The organism is Streptococcus penaeicida (assembly GCF_002887775.1).
Lineage (GTDB): Bacteria > Bacillota > Bacilli > Lactobacillales > Streptococcaceae > Streptococcus > Streptococcus penaeicida.
In genome coordinates, this window is record NZ_LOCM01000006.1 from 37076 (window position 1) to 56952 (window position 19877).

At 40.1% G+C, this 19877-nt stretch carries 15 protein-coding genes and 2 pseudogenes; 14 read left to right on the forward strand and 3 right to left on the reverse strand.

Going from position 1 to position 19877, the window contains the following annotated elements:
• Positions 1–22: 22 nt before the first annotated feature.
• The 5 genes and pseudogenes from secA (at position 23) to AT575_RS00880 (ending at position 7243) form a co-directional block, all read left to right on the forward strand.
• Positions 23–2553 (forward strand): annotated as a pseudogene (gene secA / locus AT575_RS00860) (preprotein translocase subunit SecA).
• A 106-nt stretch (positions 2554–2659) separates the two neighbouring features.
• Positions 2660–3016, forward strand: a complete 357-nt coding sequence (gene acpS, locus AT575_RS00865) for a holo-ACP synthase (RefSeq protein ID WP_102776741.1) — start codon at positions 2660–2662, stop codon at positions 3014–3016.
• Positions 3013–4116, forward strand: coding sequence for an alanine racemase (gene alr, locus AT575_RS00870; protein ID WP_102776742.1), 1104 nt, complete (start codon positions 3013–3015; stop codon positions 4114–4116). Before acpS ends, alr begins: the two co-directional genes overlap by 4 nt.
• A gap of 68 nt (positions 4117–4184) precedes the next feature.
• Positions 4185–6200: an ATP-dependent DNA helicase RecG gene (gene recG, locus AT575_RS00875; protein ID WP_102776743.1), complete on the forward strand. Its 2016-nt coding sequence runs from the start codon at positions 4185–4187 to the stop codon at positions 6198–6200.
• Positions 6201–6325: 125 nt separating this feature from the next.
• Complete coding sequence (locus AT575_RS00880; protein ID WP_102776744.1) at positions 6326–7243, forward strand: aldo/keto reductase; 918 nt, start codon at positions 6326–6328, stop codon at positions 7241–7243.
• Positions 7244–7285: 42 nt separating this feature from the next.
• Here AT575_RS00880 and AT575_RS00885 read toward each other — a convergent pair whose 3' ends face one another.
• Positions 7286–8248, reverse strand: a complete 963-nt coding sequence (locus AT575_RS00885) for an asparaginase (RefSeq protein ID WP_102776745.1) — start codon at positions 8246–8248, stop codon at positions 7286–7288.
• Between the two features lie 70 nt (positions 8249–8318).
• On the opposite strand from AT575_RS00885, the gene AT575_RS00890 reads away from it, so the two are divergent.
• A complete protein-coding gene (locus tag AT575_RS00890; RefSeq protein WP_102776746.1) occupies positions 8319–9716 on the forward strand; it encodes a Cof-type HAD-IIB family hydrolase in 1398 nt (465 codons plus the stop codon).
• 25 nt (positions 9717–9741) lie between these two features.
• Here AT575_RS00890 and AT575_RS00895 read toward each other — a convergent pair whose 3' ends face one another.
• Complete coding sequence (locus AT575_RS00895; RefSeq protein ID WP_102776747.1) at positions 9742–10194, reverse strand: universal stress protein; 453 nt, start codon at positions 10192–10194, stop codon at positions 9742–9744.
• Positions 10195–10385: 191 nt separating this feature from the next.
• Here AT575_RS00895 and AT575_RS00900 point away from each other — a divergent pair, with 191 nt between their 5' ends.
• Together AT575_RS00900 and codY are read left to right on the forward strand one after the other, a co-directional pair.
• Positions 10386–11600 (forward strand): pyridoxal phosphate-dependent aminotransferase, encoded by a 1215-nt coding sequence (locus tag AT575_RS00900; protein ID WP_102776748.1) that lies wholly within the window; start codon positions 10386–10388, stop codon positions 11598–11600.
• Positions 11601–11791: 191 nt separating this feature from the next.
• Positions 11792–12574: a GTP-sensing pleiotropic transcriptional regulator CodY gene (codY, locus tag AT575_RS00905; RefSeq protein WP_102776749.1), complete on the forward strand. Its 783-nt coding sequence runs from the start codon at positions 11792–11794 to the stop codon at positions 12572–12574.
• A gap of 50 nt (positions 12575–12624) precedes the next feature.
• Here the strand turns inward: codY and AT575_RS00910 are convergent, their stop codons facing one another.
• Positions 12625–12885 carry a metal-sensitive transcriptional regulator gene (locus AT575_RS00910; protein ID WP_102776750.1) on the reverse strand — a complete coding sequence of 87 codons (261 nt, stop codon included), beginning with the start codon at positions 12883–12885 and terminating at the stop codon, positions 12625–12627.
• 133 nt (positions 12886–13018) lie between these two features.
• Between AT575_RS00910 and AT575_RS00915 the strand changes: the two genes are divergently transcribed.
• The 6 genes and pseudogenes from AT575_RS00915 to ppdK all read left to right on the forward strand — a co-directional run bounded on the left by AT575_RS00915 (position 13019) and on the right by ppdK (position 19667).
• Positions 13019–13345 carry a rhodanese-like domain-containing protein gene (locus AT575_RS00915; protein ID WP_102776751.1) on the forward strand — a complete coding sequence of 109 codons (327 nt, stop codon included), beginning with the start codon at positions 13019–13021 and terminating at the stop codon, positions 13343–13345.
• A 15-nt stretch (positions 13346–13360) separates the two neighbouring features.
• Positions 13361–15010, forward strand: a complete 1650-nt coding sequence (locus AT575_RS00920) for an FAD-dependent oxidoreductase (RefSeq protein WP_102776752.1) — start codon at positions 13361–13363, stop codon at positions 15008–15010.
• Entirely contained in the window at positions 15007–15303 is a 297-nt protein-coding gene (locus AT575_RS00925; RefSeq protein WP_102776753.1) for a rhodanese-like domain-containing protein, read from the forward strand. The genes AT575_RS00920 and AT575_RS00925 overlap by 4 nt, the downstream gene beginning before the upstream one ends.
• 248 nt (positions 15304–15551) lie before the next feature.
• On the forward strand, positions 15552–16181 hold the full coding sequence (ccpN, locus tag AT575_RS00930) for a transcriptional regulator CcpN (RefSeq protein ID WP_102776754.1): 630 nt from the start codon (positions 15552–15554) through the stop codon (positions 16179–16181).
• Between the two features lie 12 nt (positions 16182–16193).
• Positions 16194–17008: pseudogene (locus tag AT575_RS00935) on the forward strand (pyruvate, water dikinase regulatory protein).
• 13 nt (positions 17009–17021) lie between these two features.
• Positions 17022–19667, forward strand: coding sequence for a pyruvate, phosphate dikinase (ppdK, locus tag AT575_RS00940; protein WP_102776755.1), 2646 nt, complete (start codon positions 17022–17024; stop codon positions 19665–19667).
• Positions 19668–19877: the final 210 nt, after the last annotated feature.

Sequence of the window (19877 nt, forward strand, 5' to 3'; positions counted from 1 at the left end):
AAGATGATCGAAAGGAAATAGAATGGCCAATATTCTACGCAAAGTCATTGAAAATGACAAAGGCGAAATAAGAAAATTAGAAAAACTTGCTAAGAAAGTTGAATCTTATGCCGATCAGATGGAAGCAATGTCTGATCAAGATTTGCAAGCAAAAACACCCGAATTTAAAGAACGATATCAAAAAGGTGAAACCCTTGAACAATTATTACCTGAAGCTTTTGCAGTTGTCCGTGAAGCTGCTAAACGTGTTTTAGGACTTTATCCTTACCGCGTCCAAATCATGGGGGGATTGTTCTCCATAACGGTGACGTTCCAGAAATGCGTACCGGGGAAGGTAAGACCCTTACAGCGACAATGCCCGTTTATTTGAATGCTATTGCTGGTGAAGGTGTGCACGTTATCACAGTTAATGAGTACCTTTCAACACGTGATGCGACTGAGATGGGTGAAGTTTATAGCTGGTTAGGTCTTTCTGTTGGGATTAACTTAGCAGCTAAATCACCTGCTGAAAAACGTGAAGCTTATCTCTGCGATATTACTTATTCAACCAACTCAGAAGTTGGTTTCGACTACCTTCGTGACAACATGGTTGTTCGTCAGGAAGATATGGTACAACGTCCGCTTAACTACGCTTTAGTCGATGAAGTGGACTCCGTTTTGATTGACGAAGCCAGAACACCATTGATTGTATCGGGTGCTGTCAGCTCAGAAACTAATCAATTATATGTGCGTGCTGATATGTTTGTTAAGACCCTTAAGGTTGACGATTATATCATTGACGTGCCGACTAAAACCATTGGTTTAAGTGATTCCGGTATCGACAAAGCTGAATCTTACTTTAACTTGGCTAACTTGTATGACATCGACAATGTCGCTTTAACTCACTTTATTGATAATGCCCTCCGTGCCAACTACATCATGTTGCTTGATATTGACTATGTGGTTAGTGAAGAAGGTGAAATCCTAATCGTCGATCAGTTTACTGGTCGTACAATGGAAGGTCGTCGTTTCTCTGACGGTTTGCACCAAGCCATTGAGGCTAAAGAGGGTGTTCGCATTCAAGAAGAGTCTAAGACAAGTGCCTCAATTACCTACCAAAATATGTTCCGGATGTATAAGAAATTGGCAGGGATGACTGGTACGGCTAAAACCGAGGAGGAAGAATTCCGCGAAGTTTATAACATGCGTATTATTCCAATTCCTACTAATAGACCGGTTGTTCGTCTAGACCATACCGATTTGCTTTATCCGACTTTAGAGTCCAAATTTAAAGCTGTTATTGCGGATGTTAAAGAACGTCATCAAAAAGGTCAACCAGTCCTTGTTGGTACTGTTGCTGTTGAAACCAGTGACTACATTTCAAAACAATTAGTGGCTGCAGGTGTCCCTCACGAAGTATTAAACGCTAAGAATCACTTTAAAGAAGCTCAAATTATCATGAATGCTGGTCAACGTGGTGCGGTTACGATTGCGACCAATATGGCCGGTCGTGGTACCGATATTAAATTGGGTGAAGGTGTTCGTGAACTTGGTGGTCTTTGTGTTATTGGTACAGAAAGACACGAGAGTCGTCGTATTGATAACCAACTTCGTGGTCGTTCTGGTCGTCAAGGTGACCCAGGTGAATCACAATTCTATCTCTCTTTAGAAGATGATTTGATGAGACGCTTTGGTTCTGACCGTATTAAAGCCTTCTTAGACAGAATGCGAGTGGAAGAAGAAGACGCTGTGATTAAGTCACGGATGTTAGCTCGTCAAGTTGAATCAGCTCAAAAACGTGTTGAGGGTAATAACTATGACACCCGTAAACAGGTCCTACAATATGATGACGTTATGCGTGAGCAACGTGAAATTATCTATGCTAACCGTCGTGATGTTATCACTGCAAATCGTGACTTGGGTCCTGAAATCAAAGCCATGATTAAACGGACCATCAAACGCACACTTGAGGCGCATTCAAGAAGTAATCGTAAGGATGCTCTTGACGCCATTGTTGCTTTTGCCCGTACAAGTATTGTTCCAGAAGAATCTATCTCAGTTAAAGATTTGCGCAATCTAAAAGATGAGCAAATTAAAGATTTTCTTTACAAACGAGCACTTGAGATTTATGATCAACAAATGGCAAAACTCCATGATCAAGAGGCTGTTTTGGAATTCCAAAAAGTCTTGCTCTTGATGATAGTTGATAACAAGTGGACGGAACATATTGATGCTTTGGATCAATTACGTAATTCGGTTGGACTTCGTGGTTATGCTCAAAATAACCCAGTTGTTGAATATCAAGCTGAAGGCTTTAAGATGTTCCAAGATATGATTGGTGCCATTGAGTTTGATGTGACACGGACGATGATGAAAGCACAAATTCATGAACAAGAAAGAGAGCGGGCTAGCCAGCATGCAACAACGACGGCTACACAAAACATTTCAGCACAATCTATTAATGACCAAGCTGAATCAGCTCAAGTTTATGAAAATGTTAAACGCAATGATCCATGTCCTTGTGGTTCAGGTAAAAAATTCAAAAATTGTCATGGACGTAAGGCATTTAACTAATGTCAGTCAGATAAATGAGAAATAATGAAAGTGAAGCTAAGACTCTGTCTTAGCTTCATGGACTTTCCTTTTGGAAGCCCAAATTTACGAGTATACAGGTGAATAGATGATTATTGGACACGGTATTGATTTGCAAGAAATAAGTGCCATTGAACGGGCCTATCAACGGAATCCACGCTTTGCTGAGAAAGTCCTGACGGCAAATGAGTTAGCGATTTTTCAAGCACATAGCGGTAAGCGCCAAATGACCTATTTGGCAGGTCGTTGGTCAGCAAAAGAAGCCTTTTCTAAAGCGATGGGAACAGGTATTGGTAAATTAAGTTTTCAAGATATTGAAGTGGCATCAGACTCTAAAGGTAGACCTTTTTTTAGCCGTTCACCCTTTTCAGGTCAGAGCTTTTTGAGTATTTCCCATAGTGGTCAATTCGTGCAAGCAAGTGTCATATTGGAGGAAAAAGAGTGATTTCAAGTTTACATCGTCCAACAGTAGCAACTGTGGACTTAAAAGCAATCCAAAATAATATCAAAGCTGTTCAAGCGCATATTCCGCAAGATACTAAGACTTATGCGGTGGTTAAAGCTAATGCCTATGGTCACGGTGCGGTTGCGGTTGCCAATGCTATTAGCCAGGAGGTAGATGCCTACTGCGTTTCTAACTTGGATGAGGCCCTGGAGTTAAGACAGGCTGGCATTAAAAAGGAAATTTTGATTTTAGGTGTAGTTTTAGCTTCTGAGTTGCCTTTGGTAATTGAAAATCAGATAACTATTACAGTAGCTAGTATGGAGTGGTTGGATGCGGCTCAAGCTTACTTCAGTGACCTTTCAAAATTGCATGTGCATTTGAAAGTTGATTCTGGTATGGGTAGAATTGGTGTCCGTTCTTTAGCTGAAGCGGATGACTTGATTGCTCAGATGCTTGAGGCTAATATTAATGTCGATGGTATTTTCACTCATTTTGCAACAGCCGATGAAGCTGATACTGGGAAATTCCAGGCGCAACTAAGTTTCTTTACCGATTTGGTTAATGGCTTAGCCTATAAACCAGCCTTGGTTCATGCCAGTAATTCAGCAACCAGTATCTGGCATAGTGAAACCATTTTTAATGCTGTTCGATTGGGTATTGTCATTTATGGTTTGAATCCTAGTGGTTCGGAATTGGCTTTGCCATATCCTTTGCAAAAGGCTTTGACCTTAACCTCTCGTTTAGTACACGTTAAGAGCATTAAGGCTGGTGATACCGTAGGTTACGGAGCGACTTACACTGCTGAAGAAGATGAATTCGTGGGGACTATTCCGATTGGCTACGCTGATGGTTGGACCAGAGACTTGCAAGACTTTTCTGTCTTGATTGATGGTCAATTTTGCCAAATTATTGGGCGGGTTTCCATGGACCAAATCACCGTTCGACTATCAAAAGCATATGCCATTGGGGAAAAAGTCACCTTGATTGGTCAAGATGGTGACAAGGAAATCACGGCCACTGATTTGGCTGCCAAAAAAGGAACCATTAACTATGAGGTTCTCTGTCTCTTGTCAGATCGCATTCCCAGAAAGTACCACTAATGCAATAATAAGCAAACTCTTGTATAATAGATAATACAAGAGTTTTTCTTTAGGACGGAAGGATTAAGATGCATATCGAGTCACCAGTATCAGAATTGAAGGGTTTTGGCCCCAAATCAGCTGAGAAATTCCAAAAATTAGATATTTTCACCATCAAGGATTTACTGCTCTATTATCCTTTTCGTTATGAGGATTTTAAAAGCAAGTCCGTTTTTGACTTGCAGGATGGTGAGAAAGCTGTTGTCACAGGCACTGTTGTCACACCGGCAAATGTGCAGTACTACGGGTTTAAGCGAAATCGCCTAGCCTTTAAAATTAAGCAGGGTGAATTGGTTATCGCTATTAACTTCTTCAATCAACCTTATTTAGCTGATAAAATTGAGCTTGATAAAGAAGTGGCTATTTTTGGTAAATGGGATCAGAAAAAAGCCAGTTTAACAGGAATGAAATTTTTACTGAGTTTGGAAGACGATTTACAGCCGGTTTACCATGTCACTCAAGGTGTTAGTCAGTCTGCTTTAATCAAAGCCATTAAAGCGGCTTTTGACAGTCAACTTTTAAGCCAAATTGAGGAAAATATTCCTGAAATGCTGATTCAAAAATACCGGCTCATGCCGCGTCAAGAAGCTATTAAGGCTATGCATTTCCCTGTGGATTTAGCAGAATACCGGCAGGCACTTAGACGGATTAAGTTTGAAGAACTCTTCTATTTCCAAATGCAATTACAGGTTCTCAAACATGCTAATAAGACTGAGACCTCTGGACTGATGATTCCCTTCGACCAAAAAGCTGTGGATGCTGTTATTGAAAGTTTGCCTTTCCCATTGACGGGAGCTCAGGCTCGTAGTTTGGTCGATATTTTGAAGGACATGCGGACTGGTCAACACATGAATCGGCTTTTGCAAGGGGATGTGGGGTCTGGTAAAACAGTTATTGCCAGCTTGGCTATGTATGCAGCCTACACGGCGGGATTTCAGTCAGCCTTGATGGTTCCAACCGAAATTTTGGCGGAACAGCATTACCAAAGTTTGACGGAATTATTCCCAGATTTGTCTATTGCTATTCTCAAATCAGGTATGAAAGCAGCTGCTAGACGGAGTGCTTTGGCAGCTATTGCGGATGGTTCTGTAGACATGATTGTTGGGACCCATGCCCTGATTCAAGATGCTGTCCAATACCACCGTTTAGGCTTGGTTATTACGGACGAGCAACACCGTTTTGGTGTCAAACAAAGGCGAGTTTTCCGAGAAAAAGGCGCAAATCCAGATGTTCTGATGATGACCGCGACTCCGATTCCACGAACTTTAGCCATTACAGCCTATGGAGAAATGGATGTCTCTATCATCGACGAACTGCCAGCAGGTCGCAAACCCATTATTACCCGTTGGGTCAAACATGAACAATTGGATAAGGTTTTGGCTTGGATGGGGCAAGAAATCGCCAAGGGCGCCCAAGTTTATGTTATATCTCCCTTGATTGAAGAATCAGAGGCACTGGATTTAAAAAACGCTGTCGCTTTAGAACAAGAGTTGAAAGAGTACTTTAAAGATCAAGCAAGAATTGCCCTCATGCATGGTAAGATGAAAAACGAGGACAAGGATACCATCATGCAAGCCTTCAAAAATCAAGAGACAGATATTCTAGTTTCGACAACAGTTATTGAAGTTGGGGTTAATGTTCCTAATGCTAGTATCATGTTGATTATGGATGCTGACCGTTTTGGTCTCAGTCAGTTACACCAGCTACGTGGCCGGGTTGGTCGTGGTCATAAACAATCATATGCAGTTCTGGTTTCGAATCCAAAAACGGATAGCGGTAAAGAGCGGATGAAGATTATGACTGACACCACTGATGGTTTTGTTTTGGCTGAAGCTGATTTGAAAATGCGGGGTTCGGGTGAAATCTTCGGGACTAGACAGTCTGGGATTCCAGAATTTAAAACGGCCGATTTGTTAGAAGACTACCCTATTTTGGAAGAAGCCAGAAGGGTGGCTAGTGAGATTGCTGGTCAAGAAAATTGGCAAATCGATCCGCGCTGGCAAGTTATTGCCAACAATTTAGAGGAACAAGGAGCTTTTGACTAGGGGGATTTTAAGTGTCTAGGAAACTGGCAAAGCTTGAGTTAGGATTAAAAAGTCAGTCTCGATTAAGAAATCGGTTGCAATTCATGCTATAATAGAGAAAGCTATTAGTCAAAAAGGAGAATCTTATGACAACACAACTCATTGGACAAACAGGACTTGAGGCCTCGCGTATTGCTTTAGGTTGTATGCGGATGGCAGCTTTAGATGTCGCTCAAGCCGAAAAAACAATTGCGACTGCTTTGGAAGAAGGCATTAGCTTTATTGATCACGCTGATATCTATGGTGGCGGAGAATCAGAAATCCGTTTTGCCCAAGCAGCTAAAAATTTAGGTTTAAACCGCGATGATTATATTCTACAATCAAAATGTGGTATTCAAAAAGGTTATTTTGATTTTTCAAAAGAGCATATTATTTCATCTGTTGAAGGCATTTTAAGCCGTCTGGCAACAGATCATTTAGATTTTTTAGTCCTTCACCGCCCAGATGTTTTAGTGGAACCTGAAGAAGTGGCTGAAGCCTTTACCCAATTGGAAAAAGCTGGTAAGGTTAAACATTTTGGTGTTAGTAACCAAAATCGCTATCAAATGGAACTTTTACAAACTTACATGGACCAAAAAATTGCCGTTAACCAAATGCAATTATCACCTGCTCATACACCAATGTTTGATGCTGGTTTGAATGTTAATATGCGTAGTCAAGCTGGTATTGACCGTGATAATGGTGTGGTTGAATATTGTCGCTTAAATAAGGTTACGATTCAAGCCTGGTCGCCTTTCCAAATTGATTTGGACAAGGGATTATTTACTGGCAATCCTGATTATCAAGAATTAAATGAAACGATTGAAAATCTTGCCAATCAATACCAAGTATCTTCAGAAGCAATCATCATTGCTTGGATTTTACGTCATCCGGCACAAATGCAAGCCATTGTTGGTTCTATGAATCCAGAACGATTGAAAAAAATTGCCCAAGCTAATTCAGTCAACCTCACTCGTACTGAGTGGTATGACATCTATCGAAGCGCAGGCAATATCCTACCATAATGAATAAGAACCTAGCTAGAGAATCTAGCTAGGTTTCATTTTTTATCCTTCAATGTAATCTTTTAAAGCTTGGCCATTTAAACCGGCATTTAAGGCAATCAAGAGTTTTAAGCGGGCTTTAGGGGCATTGAGTTCTTTGACAAACATGACTCCGGCATCGCGCAGCATGGCACCACCACCTTGGTAGGCATACACGGGTTCGGCGATACCGTTGAAGCAACGTGAAACTAAGACTACAGGGATCCCAAGAGCGATAAGTCGTTGTACTTCGGGAGCTGCTAGCGGAGGAATGTTTCCAGCTCCGAGGGCTTCGATAACTAGTCCTTGGATACTGTCGGGATTGAGGAGGCTTAGGATAGACCCATCGCCCATTCCGGCATAGGCTTTAATGATTGGAACGGTGCCTGAAACAGTTTGGAGATCAAAGCGAACTCGGGGCTCAGCTGTTTTGAAAAAGAGGATATCATTTTTCATAATAACACCAAGAGGACCATGTGTTGGTGTGCGAAAGGTGGAAACGTTAGTTGTATGGGTTTTTGTTACATATTTGGCGGCGTGGATTTCATCATTCATAACCACAAGAACGCCTTTACCTTTTGATTTGTCATGACTGGCAACTTTAATGGCTGTTAAGTAGTTGTAAATACCATCGCTACCTATTTCATTGGAGGACCGCATAGCACCTGTGAGAACGATAGGGATATCTGGGACTTCCATTGTATCAATAAAGTAGGCGGTTTCTTCTAAAGTGTCCGTTCCGTGGGTGATAACGATGCCATCATAGTTGTCACCAATTTCTTTAATTTTGTGATAGAGGGCCAACATGTGCTTGGGGATAATATGGGGGCTTGGCAGATTTAGAAAGTCGATGACGGTTAAATTGATATTATCGATGTCTAATCCAACTTGAGTCATGGGGTTTATGTTATTTGGGGCAACTTTTCCATTAGCATCAGCCTGCATGGAAATTGTTCCTCCTGTGTGTAATACGAGAATTTCTTTCATTATTTGCCATTCTTCCTTCGAAATATGTTATAATCTATTCTATCATAAACAGAAGAGAGTAAAGAAGGTTTTGACAATTAAAGCAGTCTTTTTTGACATTGATGGGACGTTATTAAATGACCGAAAAAATGTTCAAAAAACAACACAAAAAGCCATACAAAGTTTAAAAAAACAAGGAATTATGGTGGGCTTGGCAACTAGCCGTGGCCCAGGTTTTGTGCAGCCTTTTTTAGAAAACTTTGGTTTGGATTTCGCTGTTACTTATAATGGACAATACATTTTAACCAGAGATAAGATCCTTTACCAAAATCAATTACCGAAATCATTGATTTATCGTGTCATCCGATATGCTAGTGATAAGAAAAAGGAAGTTTCACTTGGGACAGCATCTGGTTTAGCAGGTTCTCGGATTATTGATATGGGAACCAGTCAATTTGGCCAGGTGGTCTCAAGTATTGTTCCTAAAAGTATGGTTCGGACAGTTGAGGGCAGTTTTAAGAATTTAATTAGACGAGTTAAACCTCAGAGTTTTGATAATTTAGTAACGATCATGCGGGAACCTATTTATCAAATTGTGATGGTTGCCTCTGCCGAAGAAACAGCTGCAATCAAAGAAAAATTCCCCCATATAAAAATCACCAGAAGTAGTCCCTACTCGATTGACTTGATTTCAGTTGATCAATCAAAAATCAAGGGGATTGAACGTCTAGGTGAAATGTATGGCTTTGAACTGTCAGAAGTTATGGCTTTTGGCGATTCTGATAACGACATTGAAATGCTTAATGGTGTCGGTATTGGGGTTGCAATGGGTAATGCCGATGATCTCCTTAAAGCCGACGCTAGCTTTGTCACTTCCTCAAATAACAATGGTGGTATTTCTAAGGCCTTAGCTCATTATGGCTTGATTCACTTTGATGTTGAGAAAAGCTTTAAGAGTCGGGATGAAAACTTCAACAAAGTCAAAGATTTCCATCGTGTTATGGATGGTGATACCATTGAGACCCCGAGAGGTTACTCTTTGAAGGATGCTAGTCATCGTGCTGATTTCAAAATTGAAGAATTGGTTGAATTCATTCATGCTGCCAGTCAAGGTGATAAGAATAAATTTACACAAGCTTTGATGGACATGCATTCGGCTATTGATAAGGCTGCTATTAAAGTTCAGGATAAGGATAATACTGATTCACCATTAGTAGCACAAGTTGATGCTTTGACAGACTTGCTTTATTTCACCTATGGTTCCTTTGTTTTAATGGGTGTGGACCCACAACCAATCTTTGAAACTGTCCATGAATCAAATATGGGGAAACTTTTCCCAGATGGTAAGGCGCATTTCGATCCGGTTACTCATAAGGTTTTAAAACCTGATAATTGGGAGAAACAATATGCTCCGGAAAAAGCCATCAAAAAAGAGCTTGATAAACAGCTCCAAAAATCTTTGCAGCGTTTAGAAAAAGAAAAGGCTTGAGTAGCTAAAACTACTCAAGCTTTTGTTATAAGGTTTTGTTATTATCACGAACAACTAACAAGTCTACTTTAGCATGACGCATGATGTATTCAGAAGATGAACCAATCAATAGACGTTCGAAAGTATTTAAACCAGTAGCCCCGACCATAATCAGGTCAACATTTTCCCGATCCGGTATTTCATGAGCTAAGAGATTTTTTGGATTTCCAAATTCAATCACTTGTTTGACGTTGGTAACGCCTTGTTCACGTGCTTGTTTTTCTAAGTCAGAAAGGACTTCTTTGGCTTCTTGTTCTAACTTGTCATAAATATAGGTATCAAAAGTAGCAACGCTTTGTAAGGCCCGAGTATCAATAACGTGAGCTAAAATGAGTTCACCGTTATTCCGTAAGGCAACGTTGACACCTTTATCAAAGGCAAGTTCAGATTCAAAAGAACCATCGACGGCAACTAAGATATGTTCATATTTTTGGATCATAGTGACGACCTCCTTTTATTACGAAGTTGCTAATTTCTATTTACTATATTATACTCCTTTTTTTAAATATTTGAAAGCGGTTAACGTTTTTTCAGAAATTTTTTTATTGGGATTTTTCATCCCTAAAATTGTTGGAAAATTCTTTTTATTTTTAGTGATTTTGATATAATGTTTATTACGAGGTAAAAGTTATGAAAATATTTGAGAAATCATCCAAGTTAGAACACGTTGCCTATGATATTCGAGGTCCAGTATTGGAAGAAGCAGAGCGAATGATGGCTAATGGCGAAAAAATTCTTCGTTTAAACACTGGTAATCCAGCTGCTTTTGGTTTTGAAGCCCCTGATGAAGTTATTCGCGACTTAATCCTAAATGCTCGTAGCAGTGAAGGCTATTCAGATAGTCGTGGGATTTTTTCTGCCCGTAAAGCAATTATGCAATACTGTCAATTGAAAGAATTTCCAGATGTTGATATCAATGATATTTATTTGGGGAATGGCGTCTCAGAGTTAATCTCTATGTCGATGCAAGCCTTATTAGATGATGGCGATGAGGTTCTTGTCCCTATGCCAGACTATCCTTTGTGGACTGCCTGTGTCAGTCTAGCAGGAGGTCATGCCCGTCATTACATTTGTGATGAAGAAGCTAATTGGTATCCTGATTTAGACGATATTCGCTCTAAAATTACTGATCGCACTAAGGCAATTGTCGTTATTAATCCAAATAACCCAACTGGTGCTTTATATCCGAAAGAGCTTTTAGAAGAAATTGTTGCGATTGCCCGTGAGCATCAATTGATTATCTTCGCTGATGAAATCTATGACCGATTGGTGATGGATGGTGGTGAGCATATTGCTATTGCTAGCTTAGCTCCAGATGTTTTCTGTGTATCCATGAATGGTCTATCTAAATCTCACCGTATTGCAGGTTTCCGTGTGGGATGGATGGTGCTCTCAGGTCCTAAAGAAAATGTTCGCGGTTATATTGAAGGTATTAATATGCTGGCTAATATGCGTCTTTGTTCAAATGTTTTAGCGCAACAAGTTGTCCAAACCTCTTTAGGTGGGCATCAATCGGTGGATAAACTTTTGCTACCTGGTGGTCGTATTTATGAACAAAGAAACTTTATCTATGAAGCCATCAATAATATCCCAGGTCTTTCGGCTGTGAAACCTCAAGCTGGTCTCTATATTTTCCCTAAGATTGACCGAAATATTTACCGTATTGACGATGATGAGCAGTTTGTTTTAGACTTACTTCAACAAGAAAAAGTTATGCTAGTTCATGGACGTGGATTTAACTGGAAAGACCCAGATCATTTCCGTATTGTTTATTTGCCAACAGTTGAAGAATTGGCAGATGTTCAAGAGAAAATTACACGAGTTTTAAATAACTATCGCCGTTAATCAAAATCTCATTAAGAAGAGAAAAAAGGAAAGTCTCGAAAATATTCGAGGCTTTTTTTCTGAAAAAATGGTTAAAAGTCTTGAAAAATATGAATTGTAGAAATTATAAACAATTTTCTGATAATTCCTTGCTTAATCTAACATTCTTTGGTATAATTGAGTCGAAAAATATCAAAGGAAACAGGTGAATTATGCCCAATTTATTAGAAAAAACTCGTAAAATCACATCTATTCTTCAGCGTTCTGTCGATAGTTTAGAAGCTGAATTACCATATAATATCATGGCATCTCGATTAGCGGATATCATCGATTGTAATGCTTGCATTATCAATGGTGGTGGAACTCTTCTTGGATATGCTATGAAGTACAAAACCAACAATGACCGTGTTGAAGAATTCTTTGCTGCTCAGCAATTCCCAGAAAGCTACGTTAAGGCTGCAAGTCGCGTTTATGATACAGAAGCAAACTTGCCTATCGATAGTGAATTGACTATTTTCCCAGTTGAATCGAAAGAAGATTTTCCTGAAGGATTGACGACAATCGCACCTATTTATGGTGGTGGTATGCGTCTTGGTTCATTGATTATCTGGCGTAATGATACAAAATTTAATGATGATGACTTGATCTTGATTGAAATTTCAAGTACCGTTGTGGGTATCCAGTTGCTAAATCTTCAAACAGAAAACCTTGAAGAAACTATCCGTAAACAAACTGCCGTTAATATGGCTATGAATACCTTATCTTATTCTGAAATGAAGGCTGTTGCAGCTATTCTTGGTGAATTAGATGGTAATGAAGGTCGTTTAACAGCATCAGTTATTGCTGATCGTATTGGTATTACCCGTTCAGTAATTGTTAATGCTTTGAGAAAATTGGAAAGTGCTGGTATTATTGAAAGTCGTTCCCTTGGAATGAAAGGTACCTACCTTAAAGTTATCAATGAAGGTATTTTTGAAAAACTAAAAGAAATTTAAGCAACAAAATGAGCCAAGGACAAGAAGTCCATGGCTCATTTTGTTGTCTTTTATTTTTTGATAATTAGGTTTACTGCTTGGTTAATGCGTTCTTCTTGGAGTTCAGGATCCTCGACAGGGTTTTCGATGACATCGGTAATTTTATTGCCAATGATAACACCCATGGTTGAATTGATACTGGAGCGAATGGCTGTTAGCTGGGTTATGATATCAAAACATGTTTTGTCGTCCTCAATCATTTTTTGAACCCCACGCAACTGGCCTTCGGTACGTTTTAATCTATTGATAATATCTTTTTTCTCTGTCCTCATAAAAACCTCATTTCCTTAGCCATTATACGTTGCAAAAATCTATTTGTCAATTTTTTGCTAGCGTAATTTCTTGACTTTCATCAATGAGCATGCTATTCTTAGTATACCATATAGGGTATATAAAGGAGTTGCCATGATTTTTAATCTTTTTGGAAAAAAACAAGAAGCAATCACAACCAGTCAGCTAGCTAGGCTTAAGGCTGAGCAAACGATAGAACTTTTAGATGTCAGAACCAATCAAGAATATCAAGCTGGCCATATTCAAGGAGCAAGAAATATTCCCTTAAATCAAATCAAAACTTTCAAGGGAAATCAAAAAAAGACTTATTATGTCATTTGTCACTCTGGTCTTCGCAGTAAGCGAGCTTGTCAGCACTTAAATGCTATGGGTTATCAAACGGTCAATGTCAAGGGCGGCATGTCCCGTTGGCTAGGCCCACAAATCACTAAAAAGAAGTAAAGGAAAGGTATTAGTATGAAAATTATTATTATTGGTGGAGTAGCCGGTGGCATGTCGGCCGCAACCCGTCTCCGTCGTCTCATGGAAGATGCCGAAATTATCGTCTTTGATAAAGGACCTTATGTTTCTTTCGCCAACTGTGGACTTCCCTTCCATGTTTCTGGTGAAATCGCCGAGCGAGAAGCACTTTTGGTCCAAACCCCAGAACGTCTGAAAGCCAGATTTAATCTGGATGTTCGACCAAATTCAGAAGTGCTGGCCATCAATCCTGAAAAGAAAACAGTTACTGTCAGACATGATGGTAAGGACTACACAGAAAGTTATGATAAATTAATTCTATCTCCAGGTGCCAAACCTTTTATTCCGCCAACCACTGGGCTGGAAGAAGCCAAAAATGTCTACAGTTTGCGTAACATTCCAGATTTAGATCAGATTTTGGCTCATATCAGTGGTCAAAATCTAGGCAAAGCAACGGTTATTGGAGCAGGCTTTATCGGACTTGAAATGGCTGAAAGCCTAGCTCAAAAAGGCTACCAGGTCACTATTGTTGAGATGGCGCCGCAAATTCTGCCACCTCTGGACCAAGAAATGGCTCGTTTCGTTGAAAATGAACTGGTCGCTAAGGGCATCACGGTCATTACAGGCCAATCTGCGCAGGCCTTTTCACAAGAAGGAAAAGTCATCAGCCTAACTGATGGCCGGACTCTAGAATCAGATTTGACCATCATGTCAGTTGGGGTTAGCCCAGCCTCAGATATTGCCAAAGAAGCCGGTGTGGCATTGGGTCTTAAGGGTGGTATATTGGTGGATGACCATTACCAAACCAATTTGCCAGATGTTTATGCTGTTGGTGATGCCATTGTGGTTAAGCAGGAAATTACCGGCAAGGATGCTTTGATTTCCTTAGCCAACCCAGCTAATCGTCAAGGTCGCCAAGTGGCCGATGTGATTGCGGGTATCGAGCGTCCAAACAAGGGTAGTATCGGGACAGCAATCGTCCGCGTTTTCGGCTTGGGAGCAGCTTCAACTGGCTTGAGTGAGCGCGTGGCCCGTCAGGAGTTTGACGATGTGGAAGTCCTTCATATCAGCGGTAAGGATCACGCTTCTTATTTCCCAGGTGCTACTGATATTAACCTTAAGTTGGTTTTTGGTAAAAATAGTGGCCGGATTTACGGGGCTCAAGCAGTGGGCAAGAAGGGTGTTGACAAACGGATTGACATTTTGGCTACCGCGATCAAGGGAGGCCTGACTGTCTTCGATTTACCGGAGTTAGAATTCACTTATGCCCCACCTTTTGGCTCTGCCAAAGACCCCGTTAATATGGCTGGTTATGCCGCTATTAACTTGATGGAAGGTACCAGTCAAAGTATTCAGCATTATCAAATAGAGGAGGCTTTGGCAGCAGGGAAAGTACTCTTGGATGTGCGAACTACCAGTGAATTCTCCAGAGGTCATTTTGGCAATGCCAGCAACATCCCACTGGATGACTTGCGCAGCCGAATTGGTGAGCTTGATGCGGCTAAGGAATACATTGTTTCCTGTCAGTCTGGTTTGCGGTCTTATATTGCGGAACGCATCCTTAAACAAAATGGTTTTAATGTTGAAAACTTAGATGGTGCTTATGCCCTCTATAGCACGGTTTATCCAGAAAGGATTGAAAAATGAAAAGCGAAACGATTCAGGAGCTAGCTAACTTACTAGCTGATAGTAAACTTCATTTAATTGATGTTCGTGAAGTGGACGAGTACAATATGGGACATGTTCCGGGTGCAGTTAATTTTCCTCTATCATCTCTAGCAAACAATTACACAGAATTGCCAAAAGGCGAAACTTTGCACATTATCTGCCAATCGGGTGGTCGTTCGGCAAGAGCTTGCGACTTCCTAGAAGCTAATGGCTATGATGTCATCAATGTCGAAGGTGGAACTGGAGCTTGGACTGGTACTTTAGAAAGATAAAAGCAAGACCCTATCTCAGTTGAAATAGGGTCTTTTTCTGTGTTTCCGAATTTTTCTAATGATTTAAGGTTTAATTCTTCTTATTGTAGTCATAGGAATCTAAAATGACATTTTTGCAGAAGATTTAAATAATAGTAAGTAAATATTGGACATAAATAAAAAGTATTTTTTATTTTTCTACTTGATTTTTAAAAATTACAGTATTATAATATACTATATAATAAATAGTATAGCACATTAGGAAAGTGGTGAGTATTATTCAACTAACGAAGAGACAAGAAGAGATTAGCCAAATCGTGCAAGAGCACCAGCCCATAACAGGTGAAAAAATCGCTGAGTATTTAAAAGTGACCCGGGCAGCTTTGAGGTCTGATTTGGTGGTCTTAACCATGATCGGACTTTTAGATGCCAAACCAAAGGTTGGCTATTTTTACGTGGGAATAGATGATCAGAAAAATGAATACAACCATTTTAAGGACATGAAGGTGTCTGATATTATGGGAATTCCTTTAACGGCCCACCAGACAGAATCAGTTTATGACGTGATTGTCAAAATCTTTATGGAAGATGCGGGTTGCGCCTTTATTCTTGATGAGGAAGATTATTTCTGTGGTGTTGTATCGCGTAAAGACCTCTTAAAAGCAAGTATTGGTGGCGGCGACTTGAGTAAAATTCCAATCGGGATGATTATGACTCGGACGCCAAATGTTACGACTGTTTTGGAAGAGGAACTGGTTCTTGAAGCAGCTGAAACCTTAGTGGAAAGACAAGTTGATTCTCTCCCAGTGGTTCGCTATGCGGAAAATGGCAAGGCCAAAGTAGTTGGCAAACTTTCAAAAACAATTATTACCAAGCTCTTTTTAGAAATAAAGGAATAGAAAGGAGGTAGCATGGACGAACAATTAACGCTTTATATTATTTCAGATTCATTAGGTGAGACGGCTAGAGCCATTGCCAATGCTTGTATGCAACAATTCCCCCAGCATGATAAGTGGCGTTTTGAACGCTTTTCATACATTAATAATAAAGAACTTCTGGATGCCGTTTTTGAAAAAGCCAAAAATAAAAATGTCTGCCTCATGTTTTCATTAGTTGATGATCAATTGGCTCAATATGCAAGATGCGTTCAGAAGAAGAAAATTTTGTTTATGTTGACCTTCTTTCGAATGTCATCAAGGCTATGTCGAAAATTTCTGGTTTATCACCTTTAGGTCAACCAGGATTATTACGGAAATTAGACCGAGAATACTTTAAGCGGGTTGAAGCCATTGAATTTGCAGTCAAATATGACGATGGGAAAGACCCTCGCGGTATCCTTTTAGCAGACTTGGTTCTACTAGGAATTTCAAGGACCTCTAAGACGCCCCTAAGTATGTACTTGGCTGACAAACATGTTAAGGTCGTCAATATCCCTTTAGTTCCAGAAGTACCAATTCCTAAAGAAATCTACGAGATTAGTCCCAAAAAGATTATTGGTTTAACCAATTCAGTAGAGCGGCTTAGTCAAGTTCGTAAGGAAAGACTGAAATCCATGGGACTGTCAAGTACAGCCTCTTATGCTAACCGTGATCGTATCTATGAAGAAGCAGTCTATGCTGAAGAGTTGATGCGAAAATTAAAATGTCCAATCATTAATGTTTCCGATAAAGCCATTGAAGAAACAGCAACTATCATTTTGGAAATCCTAAAAAATAACAGCCTATAAATTGGAGGAAATCATGGAAAGAAAATTTGTTTATCGTTTTGCAGAAGGTCATAAAGACATGAGATCATTACTTGGTGGTAAAGGTGCCAACTTAGCAGAAATGACAAGTATCGGCCTACCAGTACCTCAAGGATTCACTATTACAACTGAAGCATGTAATGATTACTATGACAATGGTGAATTAATTCGTTCTGAAATTTTAAATGAAATTGATCAGGCTTTGGCTGCTCTTGAATTGGAGCAAGGTAAACGCCTTGGAAGTGATCAAGATCCTTTATTAGTATCAGTACGTTCAGGTGCTGTCTTCTCTATGCCAGGGATGATGGATACCATTTTGAACCTTGGATTAAATGACACAAGTGTTCAAGGACTTATTGCTGCAACTGATAACGAACGTTTCGCTTATGATAGCTACCGTCGTTTCATTCAAATGTTTGCGGATGTTGCTATTGGTATTCCAAAATACAAATTTGAAGCAATCTTAGACCAAGCAAAAGAAGCAAAAGGTTTTACTGATGATACACAATTAACAAGTCAAGACCTACAAGAAATTGTAACCGCATACAAGAAAATTTATTTGGAAGAAACAGGAAAAGAATTCCCACAACATCCAAAAGAACAACTCTTATTAGCCATTGAAGCAGTTTTCAAATCTTGGAATAACCCTCGTGCCAAAGTTTATCGTCGCTTGAACGACATTTCTCATACCTTGGGAACTGCCGTTAACATTCAAGCAATGGTCTTTGGGAATATGGGTGAAAACAGCGGAACAGGGGTTGCTTTCACTCGTAGCCCTTCGACAGGTGAAAACCACTTGTTCGGTGAATACTTAATCAATGCCCAAGGTGAAGATGTCGTTGCCGGTATCCGTACACCTCAATCTATCGACCGCCTTAAAGAAGATTTACCAGAAATCTATCAAGAATTTGTAAATATTACGAAATTACTTGAACAACACTACCATGACATGCAAGATGTTGAGTTCACTATTGAAAAAGGCAAACTCTTCATGCTGCAAACCCGTAACGGTAAACGGACTGCCAAAGCTGCCATCAAGATTGCCGTAGACCAAGTAAAAGAAGGTCTAATCACTAAAGAAGAAGCTATCATGCGCATTGAGCCAGGTCAATTGGAACAACTCTTGCATCCAGCTTTTGACCCTAAAGATTTGCAAAAAGCACAGCGTTTAACAGGTGGACTTCCAGCCTCACCAGGTGCTGCTTGTGGACAAGTTTACTTCCATGCTGATGATGCTGTAAAAGAAGCTAAAGCTGGAAAAGAAGTTCTTCTTGTTAGACAAGAAACATCTCCGGAAGATATTGAAGGAATGGTATCAGCAAAAGGGATCATCACAGCACGTGGTGGTATGACATCACACGCAGCGGTAGTTGCGCGTGGAATGGGTAAACCTTGTGTTGCAGGTTGTAGCCAGCTTCAAGTCGACGAAGTACAGAAAGAAATCACTATGGGTCAAGTGACCATCAAAGAAGGTGATTTCTTATCAATTGACGGTGGAACAGGTGCCGTTTATATTGGTCAAATCCCAATGGCAGCAACTGCTCTTGATGCTGACTTCGAAGAATTTATGGCTTGGGTTGACCAAGAACGTGATATGAAAGTACGTTCTAATGCTGATAACCCACGTGATGCTCGCAAAGCCCTAGAATTCGGTGCGGAAGGTATTGGTCTCTGCCGTACAGAGCATATGTTCTTTGATGAAGAACGTATTCCTTTGGTTCGTGAAATGATCGTTGCGGACAATCTTGAAGACCGTGAAAAAGCTTTAGAGAAATTATTACCTCACCAACGCGGTGACTTCTATGAACTCTTTAAAGCGCTTGATGGCAAATCTTGTACAATCCGCCTTTTGGACCCACCATTGCATGAATTCTTACCACATGATAAGGCTTCTATCGAAAGTCTTGCTGGTCAGCTTGGCATGCCTACACGCATGTTGGAAAAACGTATCCATGAGTTGGCAGAATTCAACCCAATGTTAGGACATCGTGGATGTCGCCTTGCGATTACTTACCCAGAAATGTATCAAATGCAGGCGCGTGCTATTGCCCAAGGTGCGATCCAAGCTAGTCAAGAAGGCTTTACTGTTGCGCCTGAAATCATGGTGCCTCTTGTAAGTATTGTGGATGAACTTCGCATTCTTCGCAAATTAATTGCTGAAACTGTGGATCAAGAATTGGAAAAAGCTGGTGTGACCATGTCTTACACTATTGGTACGATGATCGAAATTCCTCGTGCCTGTGTGACTGCTGATGAAATTGCTAAAGAAGCTGACTTCTTCAGTTTTGGTACTAACGACCTCACTCAAATGGGCTTTGGTTTCTCTCGTGATGATGCTGGTAAGTTCTTAGGTGAATACATTGAAAAAAGTATTTTCGATAAAGATCCTTTCCAAGTCTTAGATCAAAATGGTATTGGACGACTTCTTGGTATGGCTGTTACATTAGGTCGTGAAACCAAGCCAGACTTGAAGATGGGTATTTGTGGAGAACACGGTGGTGAAGCAGCAACTGTTGGTTTCTGTTACCAACAAGGTTTGAACTATGTTTCTTGCTCACCATTTAGAATTCCAATTGCCAAATTGGCAGCGGCGCAAGCAAAAATCAGCAAAGATGGTAATGCTGTTAGCCGTGATAAATAATTACGGTTTATGAGGGGTAAAGCAGCCCTTATAAATAAATAAAACCTCATATTTGTCTCTCGAAACAAATGCAGTGGACCTAGAAGAGTTGGTGGTGATTCTTTCTTCTAGGTCCACTTTTTTTCTTGCTTAGTATCCCAGGATTTGAGGGGAGTTAGCTAGCTGAATTGAGGTCATTTGTGATATAATAATTTAGACTATGTAAAAATA